This window comes from Mycobacteriales bacterium, from assembly GCA_036497565.1.
In the GTDB taxonomy this organism is placed as follows: domain Bacteria; phylum Actinomycetota; class Actinomycetes; order Mycobacteriales; family QHCD01; genus DASXJE01.
This window is the reverse complement of record DASXJE010000163.1, coordinates 1-12,751: the sequence shown is the minus strand read 5'-3', so window position 1 is coordinate 12,751 and position 12,751 is coordinate 1. Positions and strand designations below refer to the sequence as shown.

Sequence of the window (12,751 nt, the reverse complement as noted above, 5' to 3'; positions counted from 1 at the left end):
GCGGCCGACGCAGTCAGGCCAGGTCCCCGGCCGCGGCGACGAAGCCGTCGCCGCGGTAGGTGACGGGCGTCGGGTCGAGCCAGTGGACGAGCGGGTCCTTCATGGCGAACGCGAAAAAGTGGTTGCCGGTCGGGTTGTAGTGGCCGATGTAGTAGCGGTCGCAGTACGCCGCCGGATCGAGTGCGAAGTCGCGTGCGTCCGCGGCGTGCTCCTCGAGCATGTCGACCACGGGAAGGCCGGTTCTGCTCAGGTAGTCGAGCAGGACTCCGTCAAATCGGGGCTCACCGCGGAGATGGCGAATCACCGACTTTCCGCTGTAGCTCAGCACGATCAGAAGCTTCCTGCCGTGCTCGGCGACGAAGTTCCGGACCAGATCGAGGGTGTACAGCGTCGACTGCAGTCCATAGTGGACGAGAAGTCGGTCGGCCTGCCGCGCGCGATCCGGACCGGCGAGATCGACGTCGGCTCCCAATGCCTCGGCGAGCGCGCGGAGCGGTTCGATGTCGTCGACATCGATGTCGTTGCGCAGACACTCCAGCTGCACGACCTCGTCGCCGGCGAACAAGGCATCGACCGTGGCCGGCTCACACAGCTGGTAGAGATCGTCCGCGGCCGGCATCGGGTTATCTCGCGCGCAGAAGCGACCCGTCGACACATCCAGACGCACATGCGGCCACGGGTTCGCGTGCATCATCGACCGGATGTTGGCGCCCATGGCCGACCGGAAGCCGGCCAGCCGGAACCACCGCGCTGCGTCGAGGTTTCGCACGTGGTCGTCGTCGTAGATGTTGAGGACGACGTACGGCGCGCCCAGCTCACCCTGCTCGATGTGGCGGAGGCGGCAGAAGGCCTGGTAGACGCCGAACCCGCCGACGCCGAAATTGCGGACCGGCTCACCGAGGTGCGCGGCGAGCACCTCCTGCCAGGTCTCACCGTCGCTGACCTGATGGCACTGGGTGAAGCTGTCGCCGTAGGTGTTGATCCGGCACGGACGCTCGCGGTAGCGGACCATCCGGCGGGCCAAGTCGGGCGTATAGGTGCTGATCGTGAAGGAGTCGTCGACGCCGTCGCGCATGCAGATGTCGTCCAACGCGTATCCGGTGAGCGGGTCGAAGCGCGCCCAGCCGGGGGTCTCGGGGTCCAGGAAGGCCTCGAGATCCGCCTTGTCCCACGCGCAGCCGGCCAGATACTGGTGGATGTCCACGACCCGCCTCCTCGATCGAAGACCGATTATGCCGATTCCCGTCGGTCTGGTGATCGGCCGTACCCGCCGGGGATGATGTCCTTCTCGGGTCCGCTCGTTCGTCCTTCTCATGAGTCGGGCATCGGGCCCGACCGGATCGAGGAGCATCGCCATGGCGCAGTACCTGGCTCTGACCTACACCGCCGACGTGGACTGGTTCGCCCCCGAGAACGCCGAAACGCTCGTGGAGTACCAGAAATTCGGGCGCGAGGACGCCGAAAGCGTCCTGTCCAGCGCCGTGCTCCATCCGACCGGGACGGCGACGACCGTCCGGGTCGTCGGTGCCCGCGGTGGCGAGGTGGTCACCGCGGACGGGCCCTACGCGGAGACCAAGGAGGCGCTCACCGGCTACTACCTGATCGAGGCCGCCGATCTCGATGCGGCCGTCGCGATCGCCGCGCGCATCCCGGCCGCCTGGGGCGGGGCGGTCGAGGTACGGCCGGTCGTCAGGTCGAGGTGACGCCACATGGCGGAGGCGCACGACCAGCTCGCCGACACCGTGCGGATCGAGGGTGCCCGCGTCCTGGCCACCCTCGTCCGGACGGTGGGCAGCCTGTCGGTCGCCGAGGACGCCGTACAGGACGCCGTCCTCGCCGCGCTGCGGGACTGGCCGCGCACCGGGGTGCCTGACGAGCCACGGGCCTGGCTCACCGTCACGGCGCGACGCAAGGCGATCGACATCCTGCGCCGGGAGAGCGCCCGGGCGACCAAGGAGCGCGACGGGAGTGTCCTGATGGACCCCGGTACGGCGGATCTGCCGCCCGCGGGCGTCGTCCGCGACGACCAGCTCCGACTCATCTTCACCTGCTGCCACCCCGCCCTGGCTCCCGACGCCCGGGTGGCACTCGCACTGCGCACGTTGTGCGGCCTGTCGACGGCGCAGGTAGCCGCGGTGCTGCTGACCACCGAGGCGGCGATGGCCAAGCGCCTGACCCGCACCCGCAACAAGATCACCGTCGCACGGATCCCGTACACCGTGCCGTCGGACGCGGACCTGCCCGGACGGCTCGGCGCCGTCTGCGGTGTGGTGCACGCCCTTTACACGGCGGGCCACGCACCACTCGCCGGAGCGACCGCACTCGATGTCGACGTCTGCGTCGAGGCCGTGCGGCTCGGTCGACTTCTGGTCGACCTGCTGCCCGATGAACCGATGCCGGCGGCCGTGCTCGCCCTGATCCTGCTGACCGAGGCGCGGCAGCCGGCTCGCATCGACGACGCCGGCGACGTCGTCCTGCTCGCCGACCAGGACCGCTCGCAGTGGGATGCCACGGCTATCGCCGAGGGTTGTGCGCTGCTCACCGCGTCGCTGCGGCGTACCGCCGGTGTCGCCGACCCCTACCAGCTGCAGGCATCGATCGCCGCCGAGCACGCCCGCGCGCCCAGCTACGAGCAGACCGACTGGACCGAGATCGTCCGGCTCTACGACCTGCTGCTGAGTGTGGCGCCGACCCCGGCCGCGGCGCTGAGCCGGGCGGTGGCACTGAGCGAGGAATACGGCGCCGTTGCCGGACTCGCCGCCCTCGAAACCGTTACGCCGGGGCCGCGATGGCACGCCGTACGCAGCGAACTGCTCGCCCGCGAGGGTCGTTACGCCGAAGCCGCCGCGGAGGCCACAGCGTCGCTCGCCGGTGAGCTGTCCGCCCCTGAGCGTCGCTACCGGGAACGCCGCCGCGACACCTGGCTCGCCGAGCGGTGATTGCGGTCAGACCATCCGGTGGCCGCCCCCGACGTAGATCGTCTGCCCGGTGATCCAGCGCGCTTGTGCCGAGGTCAGGAAGACCGCGACATCGGCGACGTCCTCCGGTTTCCCCACCCGGCCCAGCGGGGTGTCCCGGTCGATGTCGGCGAGCATGTCGTCGGCGATCCACCCGGTCTGAATCGGCCCGGGCGAGATGATATTGGCGGTGATACCGGCCGGTCCGAGTTCGTGCGCCGCCGACCTCGTCAGGCTCTCCAACGCACTCTTCGACGCGCCGTAGGACACCTCGGACGGGAAGGCGTCGGCGCCGTCGGTGCTGATGTTGAGCACCCGGCCCCAGGTCGCGGCCCGCGCGAGGTGCCGGCGATGGAACTCCGCCATCAGCAACGCCGGTGCACGGGTGTTGACGGCGAGATGGGCATCGATCGTCTCGCCGGTGATCGGGGTCATCTCGCTGTGGAACCGTGTGCCGCCGGCCGGGATGAAGGTGTCCGGCCGGCAGTACGCCGCATTGTTGACGAGGATCTCAACCGAGCCGAGCGAGTCGGCGGCGCGGTCGAAGATGTCGACGCAGGCGTGCGGATCCGCGAGGTCCACCGGCAGCAGCTCCGCGACCCCGCCCGCACTAACGATCTCGTCGCGCACCTGACGACCGTCGGCGGAGTTGGCGGCGTCGTAGCGGGCCGGGCCCGGTGCCGGGTGGTCGTCGACGGTCGTGTCCGACGCCCGGGGGAGGAACGCCAGGGCCACCTGGACGCCCTGTGCCGCCAGGGCGCGCGCGACCGCCGCGCCGATTCCCAGCGGACTGTTCGCCCCGGTCACCAACGCGACCCGCCCGGCCAGCTCGGTATCGATCATCGGCCGATCGTGTCAGGGCCATATCGCCTGTCGCATACTGGGCGCCCGACGTGGAGGGTGCGTGTTGTGACCGAGCCGAGCGAGGCAGGCATCCGGCGCTGGGGGGCGATCCCGCGATCGGCGCACGAACAGTTCGGGCCGGAGGGCGACTTCTGCCGGCAGCATCTGCTCAACCCCGTGCTGTGGCGCATGCTCGGCGACGTATCGGGGCGTCGGGTGCTCGACGCGGGCAGCGGCCAGGGATACCTGTGCCGGCTGCTGGCCGCCAGGGGAGCGAAGGTCGTCGGTCTCGAACCGGGCCGGTCACTCCTGGACTACGCCATGGATCTCGAGGTCGCGGATCCGCTGGGCATCGAGTACGTCGAGGCGGACCTCTCCGCGCCGCCAGCTCTCGGGACGTTCGACGTGGTCGTGGCCAACGTCGTGCTGTCGGCGATTCCGGACTGGCGGGCGGCCATGCGCGCCTGTGTCTCGGCGCTCGACGTGGGCGGGGTCTTCGTGTTCTCGATCAACCACCCGTGCTTCGAGCAGCTCTGGACCACCTGGCGCGAGCACGGCGTCTACCGCACCGATCGATATCTGCAGGAGTACGAGATTCCCGCGACCTACGCGGCCGACTTCCACCGGCCGCTGTCGGCCTACCTCAACGAACTCGCCGGGCTCGGATGCCGGATCCGGGAGATTGCCGAGCCCGGCCTCGACCCCGCCGTCGCGGACGAGGCCGCACCTGGAGTCGAGGCATACATCGAGCTACCGAACTTCCTCGTCGTCTGCGCCGAGCGGGCCGAACTCCCGGGTGAGTGACCAGGTCCAGTCGACGTACGCGATTCGTCTCGCTTTCTAGAAGAACTCGTCGAGCAGACGGTAGAAGTCGATACGTGCCGGATCCGGTTCGATTTCGCCGTAACGACTGAGAAAACGCCGCACATGGCGGTCGCCGAACTGCGGGTTCAGACTTTCCGAGGCGATGCTTCGGGTGGCGAGGGCAAGGTCCAGATACCGGTCGGCTGAACCCAGACGACCCACGTCGACCAGCCCGGTGACCGTCATGTCGACGGGGTCGAGCAGGACGTTGGGCAGGCACAGGTCGCCGTGGCAGACGACCAGATCCTCCTTCTGATCCGGGATCGCGGCGTCGAGAGATGCGAGCATCTGGTGGCCGGTCCGGCCCTGACGCTCGGGATCCAGCCTCTGGAGGTCGACCGCGTCGCTTTCGACCGCCGAGCGGGCAAGGGGGAGTGTCACGGCCAGGCTGCGGTCGAACGGGCACGACCCGACCGGCAGCCCGTGCAAGGCGCGAGCAACATCGGCGAAGGCGTCGATCGCCCGATCCCGTTCGGTTTCGGCCCAGTGCGCCGATACCGGACGACCGGCCAACGTCCTGGTGAGGAGCCAACACCGGTCGGCGACGCCGTCGAACTCGATCACGTCGGCAGCGGGGAATCCCTGCGCACGGAGCCAGCCGGCGCGGTCGGCCTCGTCGGCGAGCTCGCGGACGGCGATCGGATCGGCGCGGGAGACGATCTTCAGGTAGAAGCCCGGTTCACCGCCGAACCGCCAGACCTCCGCGCCCGACATCCCGTGGCCGATTGCGTGCCAGTCGCGGCGCCCGAAGCGGCGACACAGCGACGGCGGCACTCCCACGGCGCTCATTGTGGCGGACCCACACGAGCTTTCCATCACCGCCCGCCATGCGCCGTGACTTGGTAGGTTGGCCGAACTGGGGGAGACGTTTGAGATGCACAGCCGCACAGGAATCCGCATGAAACGGGGCGCGCTTGTCGTGCCCGTGGTGCTAGGGGTGCTGGCGGTGACGGTGTTGGCGGGTGTCAGTGCGTCCGCGGACAGCGTGACCCACCAGAACACACGTGTTTGTAATCGACCGGCACCCGGTTATGCGGGCTGCCTGGCGATCCGTCATGACACGATCTCCGCCGCCACCGATAGGGCGGTCGCCCATGCGGCACCCTCGGGCTACGGACCGACGGCGATCCGCTCGGCCTACGCTCTCGGCGCCGCCAAGTCGGGCGGCCGCACGGTGGCGATCGTCGACGCCTTCGACGACCCGAAGGCCGAGGCCGACCTCGGCGTCTATCGCAAGCAGTTCGGCCTGCCGGCGTGCACCACCGCCAACGGCTGCTTCAAGAAGGTCAACCAGACCGGCGGAACCACACCGCCGCGTGCCGACAGCGGCTGGTCGCAGGAGATCTCGCTCGACCTCGACATGGTCAGCGCGACCTGTCCCGACTGCAAGATCCGCCTGGTCGAGTCGGCCGACAACTCCTTCACCAACCTCGGCACCGCAGTCAACCGCGCGGCCAGCACCACCGGTGTCAAGGCCATCAGCAACAGCTATGGCGGCTCGGACACCCACGCGACATCTGCCTATAACCACCCGGGGATTGCCATCACCGCATCGACAGGTGACAGCGGCTACGGCGTCCAGAGCCCCGCGTCGTACGGCACCGTGACCGCGGTCGGCGGCACGTCGCTGTTCCGTTCCTCGTCCGCACGGGGCTGGCACGAGACGGCGTGGAACGGTGCCGGCTCGGGCTGCTCGACGCTCAACGCGAGGCCGACCTGGCAGACCACCGCGACGAAATGCAGCCACAAGGCCAGCGCCGACGTGTCGGCCGTCGCTGACCCCAACACCGGCGTCGCGGTCTACGACTCCTTCGCCAACCAGGGGCTGAAGGGATGGCTCGTCTTCGGCGGCACCAGCGTCGCGTCGCCGATCATCGCCAGCGTCTATGCCTTGTCGGGCAACACCGCCGGCTATCCGGCGCTCCTCGCCTGGAGCCACACCGCTTCCCTGATCGACATCATCGTCGGCAACAACGGAACCTGCCCGACCAAGGTGTGGTGCACGGCCGGCAAGGGTTGGGACGGCCCGACCGGCCTGGGAACCCCCAAGGGCACCGGCGCCTTCTAGCGGTTGCCCGCTAGCTCGCACCGGGCCAGCGCGACGGTCGGATGAGCGATGGCGGCAGCTGCGTCTGCGCATCGCCCTTGGCCGAGTCGATCTGGGACTGGATGAGGAAGATGCATCCGGTGAGGTCGGCGCCCCGGATGTCCGCGTCCCGCAGGTCGGCCCCGATGAGGTCCGCGCCGCTCAGGTCGGCGCGGCGGAGGTCGGCGGCGATGAGACGGGCCCCCCGCAGGGTGGCGCCGTGAAGATCTGCGCCGCGCAGGTCGGCTCCCATCAGGTCGGCATTCCGATGGTCGGCCATCGGGCCACGTGAAGCGGCGCGCGCGAGTTCGCTCGCTCGGAGCAGGAGGGCGTTGACCCGGTCCCGATGAGCCGCCACGTCGAGTCCGACCAGCACCCCGGACGGCTCGTGCGTCAGGCGTTCGGTGTCAGTGATGGCGTCGCAAAGGTCGGCGTGCAGCGGCGCCGCCGCGGGTAGGCCAGCAGCCTCGGTGAGGTACCAGAGCAGCTCGTGCAACTGCCGCATGACCGCGAACGTGTCGAACATGGACTTGGCGAGCGGTGGCTCCGTACGCCAGTCCCGGCCGCCGAACGTCACCTGGGAGACCTGCTGTCCGGCGCCGAAGCAGTCGTAGGTGGTGCAGCCCCGAAAGCCAGTGGACCTCAGGCGATCGTGGATTCCGCAGCGGAAGCCATCCTGCAGGTTGGGGCAGGGGTGACCCGCAGGCTTGTCGATCGCGAAGTCCGCCGACGCGGAGAAGACCGGTGCGACGCAGCAGAGCCCGACGCAGCGCGAGCAGTCGGCGCTGAGGCTGGGCGTGGTACGACGGGCCGACACCCGACCATCCTCGCACCGAGGCCCGGCATGGACACTGCCACCATGATCGATCCTGTTCCGACGCCGTCGGGCGTCGCCGCGGCGGCGGCCGACTTCGGCCCCTTCGACGGCCGAAGCTGGTTCAACACCGCGCACCAGGGCCCGTTGCCGCACCGTGCGGTCACCGCCGCACACGACGCGGCCGAGCTGAAAGTCGCACCGCACCGCATCGCAGATGATGACTTCACCGACATACCCGAGCGGCTCCGCTCGCTGCTGGCCCGACTCGTCGGTGGCCGGCCGGACCACATCGTGCTGGGCAACAGCACGTCGTACGGGCTGCATCTGATTGCCAACGGACTGCGGTGGAACGACGGTGACGAAGTCCTCGTCATCGCCGACGACTACCCCGCCACCGTGCTGCCCTGGAAACGCCTCGCCGACAGGGGAGTCCGCACGGTCGAACTGCGGCCGGCGTCCGGGTCGCTGACCGCCGACGAGATCTCCGAGGCGATCACTCCTCGAACGCGCGCCCTGGCGGTGACCTGGGTCGACTCGTTCACCGGCTGCGCCCTCGACCTCGACGCGCTGGGCGCGGTGTGCCGACGTACCGGTGTCCTGCTGGTCGCCAACGCGTCCCAGGCACTTGGCGCGCGGCCCATCGACGTCACGCGCACCCCGGTCGACGCGGTCGTGTCCTGCGGATACAAATGGCTCTGCGGTCCCTACGGCACCGGCTTCGCATGGCTGCATTCCGATCTGCTCGCACGGCTGGTGCCCCAACAGGCGTACTGGCTGGCGATGCAGGCCGGGCGCGGGTTGCACCAGATGCGCGACACCACCCTCCGCGACAACCTCGGTGTCCGCGCCTTCGACACCTTTTGTCCCGCGAATTTCCTCGACGTCCTGCCGTGGACCGCTTCCGTCGAACTGTTCCTCGACACCGGGGTCGAAGCCATCGCCCGGTGGGATCAGCAGCTCATCGACCACCTAGTCCGCGGCCTCGAGCACGACCGCTACCGCCTGGTCAGCCCTGCCGACGGCACGGCCCGGTCGACGCTCGTCGTGCTCACCGACACCATCGGCAGCAGCGAGGACCGGTACCGGCAGCTCGCCGAGGCAGGCATCGACGCGGCGTACCGCGAAGGAAACCTGCGCCTGTCGGTGCACCTGTTCAACACGGTGGAGCAGATCGACCGCGTGCTCGACGTCCTGCACGCACCGGACGGGTTGTGAGTTTCGAAAGCTAGTCGCTCGGCCTCAGCAGGTCAGGTCGCGAGGAGGATGCTGCCTGTGGCGAGGGCGCCGACAGCGGCGATGAGATTACTCAGGCCGTGGACCGCGATGGCCGGCCCGAGCCGGGCGGTACGCCGGACCAGGAAGCACTGCACCAGCCCGAACGCGGCGGTGTTGACGGCGAGGAACACCGCCCCGGCGGCGGTGTGTTCTTCCCAACCGTGGCACGCGCCGAAGATCAACGAGCCGACCAGGGCGGCTGGAAGGAACCCGACCCGGCGCATGCCGGCGCGCAGAATGAGTCCACGGAACATGAGCTCCTCGATCGGTGGGCCGACGAGGACGGCGATCACGATCGCGAGGACCACCATTGTGGTGGACAGGCCGGACAGGTGCAGATTGGACAGCTTCTCGTGCCGTAGCTGCGGGAAAATCGCCAGCGTCACCCCGCCGGCGACGAGCCGGGCGCCCAGCCCGATGAGTGCGAAGAGCAGGATCTGGCCCGTGTCGGCGAGTCGAGGCCGGCCCCAGCCGAACGCGGCCGCCCACCCGCCGGCCCGTCGGGCGATCGGCCCGCCGATGATTACCAGGCCGCCGGCGAGCGCGGCGTAGGTGACTACGGAGAAGACGATGCCGGGCGGGTGCAGCGCCGCCACCACGGGAAGACCGACCGCCAGGATCACGACGAAGACGGCCAGCACGGCCGCGGCCTGGCCCAGCCCCCAGATCGGCGTCCCCGGCTCGAGACTCCAGGCCACCGCGCAGTCGAGCGGATAACGCCATGGGTTCAGCCACCGCCGCACGATAGGCCGCGGCCCGGCCGGGTCGGTTCCGGTCCTTCCGGCAGGCGCCCTCACGAGCCGGCCATGTCACGACGTGGAGCGCGTTGAGCGCGGCACCAGGCGGCGACACCGTCGATGTCCACCGGCCCACTGGTGTCGACGGTGAGAACGGGGCCGAGCCCGAGCGGGCTGCCGCCGTACTCCCGGCTCCATGCGTCGGCCATCACGACCTTCTCGTGGATCGGGTGCATGGTCGGCCACCGCTCCCGGAGCCGTTCCTGGGCGAGGGCGAGCGGCACGTCGCACCAGATCTCCAGGGGCCGGGTGACGCCGGCGTTGGCGAGGCCGGCCTCGACGTGGTGCCGGAACTTCGCCGGCAGGGGGCTTTCGATGATGCCGCCGCAGGGGGATTGGGCGAGCAGGTTCCACGCGGTCTGGCTGGCCGCGGCGCCGAAGAGCGAGTTCCAGTCCCGTTGCGTCCGCCCGTCCAGCGGCGCGGCACCGAGGATGTCGGCCCACGTCTCCTTGATCAGATCCTTGCCGTACAGCGGCAGGCCGAGCTTCTGGGCCAGTGGGTGGGACAGGGTCGTCTTCCCGGCGCCCGGCACGCCGTTGACCAGGACGACGAAGCGCTCGCGCTCCACACCCACAGCCTCTCCTCCCGAACGGTCGCTCCACGATAGTGGCGGCCGCGCGGCGTCGCCGCCAGGCGAGCCGGCCGGCAAATTGGTTGCTCTGCGGAGTCAGCTCTGGTGCACTCCGGAGCAAGAGCCGAGCCGACCAGGGAGCAGGACCATGCGAGCAGCGTCGATGTCCAACGAGAAGGGGATATTCACCTACGTAGGGGACACGACGCGCAGTGACCATGTTGAACCTCGGGATTCTGGCGCATGTAGACGCCGGTAAGACCACTCTCACCGAGCGGCTGCTCCACGCGGCCGGCGTCATCGACGAGATCGGCAGCGTCGACGACGGAAGCACCCAGACCGACACCCTGGCTCTCGAACGGCAGCGCGGGATCACGATCAAGTCCGCCGTCGTGTCGTTCGTCATCGGTGACGTCACCGTCAACCTGATCGACACCCCCGGCCACCCGGACTTCATCGCCGAGGTGGAACGGGTGTTGAGCGTGCTCGACGGCGCGGTTCTCGTCGTCTCGGCCGTCGAGGGTGTGCAGGCGCAGACCCGGCTGTTGATGCGCGCCTTGCAGCGCCTGCGGATCCCCACGCTCATCTTCGTGAACAAGATCGACCGGGCCGGCGCGCAGGACGAGCGGGTCCTGCGGGAGATCGCGGACAGGCTCACCCCGGCGATCATCCCGATGGGATCGGCCCGCGGCCTCGGCACCCGCGACCCTGGATTCGCGCCGTTCAATGGATCGGACACCCCCTTCGCGGCGGACCTCGCCGATCTGCTGGCCGATCGCAACGACACCCTTCTCGCGGCGTACGTCGACGACGAGTCGGCGGTGTCCTACCGCCGACTCCGGCGCGAACTCGCGGCGCAGACCAAGCAGGCACAGGTGCATCCGGTGTTCTTCGGCTCGGCCATCACGGGCGCTGGTGTCGACTCCCTGATCACTGGTATCACCGATCTGCTGCCCGCGGCTGAGGGTGACGCCGGCTGCCCGGTGTCGGGAAGCGTGTTCAAGGTGGAACGCGGTCCCGCCGGCGAGAAAATCGCCTACGTCCGGATGGTCGCCGGGACGATCCGAACGCGGGACCGGGTCACGTTCGGCGGCGACCGCGACGGAAAGGTCACCGCGGTCAGGGTTTTCGACCGTGGCACGACCGTTCAGCGTGACGCCGTCGCCGCTGGCGAGATCGGAAGGCTCTGGGGTCTCGGCGATATCCAGATCGGCGATGTGATCGGCGTCGTACCCCCGACTGCGGTCGAACACCATTTCGCTCCACCGACGCTCGAGACGGTCGTCGTACCCGGGCGGTCCGCAGACAAGGGGGCACTGCACGTCGCGCTCGCCCAGCTCGCCGAGCAGGACCCCCTGATCGGCCTCCGCCAGGACGATCTTCGGCAGGAGACGTTCGTGTCGCTCTACGGCGAGGTGCAGAAGGAGGTCATCCAGGCCACGCTGGCGAACGAATTCGCCATCGACGTCGGCTTCCGCGAGTCGACGACGATCTGCATCGAACGGCCGGTCGGGAGCGGTCACGCTGTCGAGTTCATGAAGGATGACGCCAATCCGTTCCTTGCCGCGGTCGGTCTGCGCATCGACCCCGCCCCGATCGGGACCGGGGTGGAGTTCCGCTTGGAGATCGAGCTCGGCGCGCTTCCGCTCGCATTCCTCAAGGCGGTCGATGCCACGGTCCGAAAGACGCTGAGCCAAGGGCTGCACGGATGGGAGGTCATCGACTGCACGGTGACGATGACCCACTCCGGCTACGCACCGCGGCAGAGCCACGCTCATCAGGGCTTCTCCAAGAGCATGTCTAGCACCGGCGAGGACTTCCGCAATCTGACGCCGCTTGTCGTGATGAGCGCGCTGAAGGCGGCCGGAACCCGGGTGTACGAACCGATGCACCGGTTCGGGCTGGAGATCCCCGCGGACACGTTCGGGGCGATCGTGCCGGTTCTGGCGGGCATGCGGGCCGTCCCTCAGGAGGCGGTGATGCGGGGGACGGCGTACCTGCTGGATGGGGAGATCCCGGCGGCGAAGGTGCACGGCCTCGAGCAGCGGCTGCCGTCCCTCACCCGGGGCGAAGGTGTGCTGGAATGCGAGTTCGATCGCTACGAACCGGTGCGCGGCACTTTCCCGTCGAGACCGCGGACGGATCAGAATCCCCTCAACCGCAAGGAATATCTCCTGCACGTGCAGCGGCGGGTCTAGGTGGGGCATCATCGTGCGTCGTACTCGCATCCGGGACGCGATTGTGCGAGTAGCGCGCACCATGTCGCACGGTGTCGGTGGGCTGGCGGGGTTTGGTGGGCATCATCGGACGCTGTACTCGCATCCGGGGCCGGATTGTGCGAGTAGTGCGTCCGATGTTCGGCCGGCCGGTGCGGTGGGGTGGGCATCATCGTGCGCCGTACTCGCATCCGCGGCCAGATTGTGCGAGTAGCACGCACGATGTCGCCTCGGCCCACTGCGGCATGTCGGGATGGTGGCGCGGCCGGTGGGCGGGCGACCGGTCCCCTTCGGCGCGGGCGTCATCGGTCGTGCGCCTTCTCA

12 protein-coding genes are annotated in these 12,751 nt (G+C 69.2%); 6 read left to right on the top strand and 6 right to left on the bottom strand.

Going from position 1 to position 12,751, the window contains the following annotated elements:
- Window positions 1-13: 13 nt before the first annotated feature.
- Window positions 14-1,204 carry a hypothetical protein gene (locus VGH85_13945; GenBank protein ID HEY2174906.1) on the bottom strand — a complete coding sequence of 397 codons (1,191 nt, stop codon included), beginning with the start codon at window positions 1,202-1,204 and terminating at the stop codon, window positions 14-16.
- 151 nt (window positions 1,205-1,355) lie between these two features.
- Between VGH85_13945 and VGH85_13940 the strand changes: the two genes are divergently transcribed.
- Window positions 1,356-1,703, top strand: coding sequence for a YciI family protein (locus tag VGH85_13940; protein HEY2174905.1), 348 nt, complete (start codon window positions 1,356-1,358; stop codon window positions 1,701-1,703).
- Window positions 1,704-1,709: 6 nt separating this feature from the next.
- Window positions 1,710-2,939: a sigma-70 family RNA polymerase sigma factor gene (locus VGH85_13935; protein ID HEY2174904.1), complete on the top strand. Its 1,230-nt coding sequence runs from the start codon at window positions 1,710-1,712 to the stop codon at window positions 2,937-2,939.
- A gap of 6 nt (window positions 2,940-2,945) precedes the next feature.
- On the opposite strand, the gene VGH85_13930 is transcribed toward VGH85_13935, so the two are convergent.
- Window positions 2,946-3,800, bottom strand: a complete 855-nt coding sequence (locus tag VGH85_13930) for an SDR family oxidoreductase (protein HEY2174903.1) — start codon at window positions 3,798-3,800, stop codon at window positions 2,946-2,948.
- A 66-nt stretch (window positions 3,801-3,866) separates the two neighbouring features.
- Between VGH85_13930 and VGH85_13925 the strand changes: the two genes are divergently transcribed.
- Window positions 3,867-4,604, top strand: coding sequence for a methyltransferase domain-containing protein (locus VGH85_13925; GenBank protein HEY2174902.1), 738 nt, complete (start codon window positions 3,867-3,869; stop codon window positions 4,602-4,604).
- 36 nt (window positions 4,605-4,640) lie between these two features.
- Here VGH85_13925 and VGH85_13920 read toward each other — a convergent pair whose 3' ends face one another.
- Window positions 4,641-5,444, bottom strand: coding sequence for an APH(3') family aminoglycoside O-phosphotransferase (locus tag VGH85_13920; GenBank protein ID HEY2174901.1), 804 nt, complete (start codon window positions 5,442-5,444; stop codon window positions 4,641-4,643).
- Window positions 5,445-5,562: 118 nt separating this feature from the next.
- Here VGH85_13920 and VGH85_13915 point away from each other — a divergent pair, with 118 nt between their 5' ends.
- A complete protein-coding gene (locus tag VGH85_13915; protein ID HEY2174900.1) occupies window positions 5,563-6,732 on the top strand; it encodes a S53 family peptidase in 1,170 nt (389 codons plus the stop codon).
- A 10-nt stretch (window positions 6,733-6,742) separates the two neighbouring features.
- Here VGH85_13915 and VGH85_13910 read toward each other — a convergent pair whose 3' ends face one another.
- Window positions 6,743-7,567 carry a pentapeptide repeat-containing protein gene (locus tag VGH85_13910; GenBank protein HEY2174899.1) on the bottom strand — a complete coding sequence of 275 codons (825 nt, stop codon included), beginning with the start codon at window positions 7,565-7,567 and terminating at the stop codon, window positions 6,743-6,745.
- Between the two features lie 42 nt (window positions 7,568-7,609).
- Here VGH85_13910 and VGH85_13905 point away from each other — a divergent pair, with 42 nt between their 5' ends.
- Complete coding sequence (locus VGH85_13905) at window positions 7,610-8,782, top strand: aminotransferase class V-fold PLP-dependent enzyme (GenBank protein ID HEY2174898.1); 1,173 nt, start codon at window positions 7,610-7,612, stop codon at window positions 8,780-8,782.
- 32 nt (window positions 8,783-8,814) lie between these two features.
- On the opposite strand, the gene VGH85_13900 is transcribed toward VGH85_13905, so the two are convergent.
- Both VGH85_13900 and VGH85_13895 read right to left on the bottom strand, forming a co-directional pair.
- Complete coding sequence (locus tag VGH85_13900; GenBank protein ID HEY2174897.1) at window positions 8,815-9,540, bottom strand: type II CAAX endopeptidase family protein; 726 nt, start codon at window positions 9,538-9,540, stop codon at window positions 8,815-8,817.
- Between the two features lie 95 nt (window positions 9,541-9,635).
- Window positions 9,636-10,214: a hypothetical protein gene (locus VGH85_13895; protein ID HEY2174896.1), complete on the bottom strand. Its 579-nt coding sequence runs from the start codon at window positions 10,212-10,214 to the stop codon at window positions 9,636-9,638.
- Window positions 10,215-10,429: 215 nt separating this feature from the next.
- Between VGH85_13895 and VGH85_13890 the strand changes: the two genes are divergently transcribed.
- Window positions 10,430-12,409 (top strand): translation factor GTPase family protein, encoded by a 1,980-nt coding sequence (locus tag VGH85_13890; protein HEY2174895.1) that lies wholly within the window; start codon window positions 10,430-10,432, stop codon window positions 12,407-12,409.
- The last annotated feature ends 342 nt before the right edge of the window (window positions 12,410-12,751 follow it).

What these genes read in the sequence shown, in the direction of transcription:
- VGH85_13935 (HEY2174904.1), top strand. Translation starts at nt 1,710, where the DNA reads ATGGCGGAGGCGCACGACCAGCTCGCCGACACCGTGCGGATCGAGGGT.
- VGH85_13930 (HEY2174903.1), bottom strand. Translation starts at nt 3,800, where the DNA reads ATGATCGATACCGAGCTGGCCGGGCGGGTCGCGTTGGTGACCGGGGCG.
- VGH85_13915 (HEY2174900.1), top strand. Translation starts at nt 5,563, where the DNA reads ATGAAACGGGGCGCGCTTGTCGTGCCCGTGGTGCTAGGGGTGCTGGCG.
- VGH85_13905 (HEY2174898.1), top strand. Translation starts at nt 7,610, where the DNA reads ATGATCGATCCTGTTCCGACGCCGTCGGGCGTCGCCGCGGCGGCGGCC.
- VGH85_13940 (HEY2174905.1), top strand. Translation starts at nt 1,356, where the DNA reads ATGGCGCAGTACCTGGCTCTGACCTACACCGCCGACGTGGACTGGTTC.
- VGH85_13890 (HEY2174895.1), top strand. Translation starts at nt 10,430, where the DNA reads ATGTTGAACCTCGGGATTCTGGCGCATGTAGACGCCGGTAAGACCACT.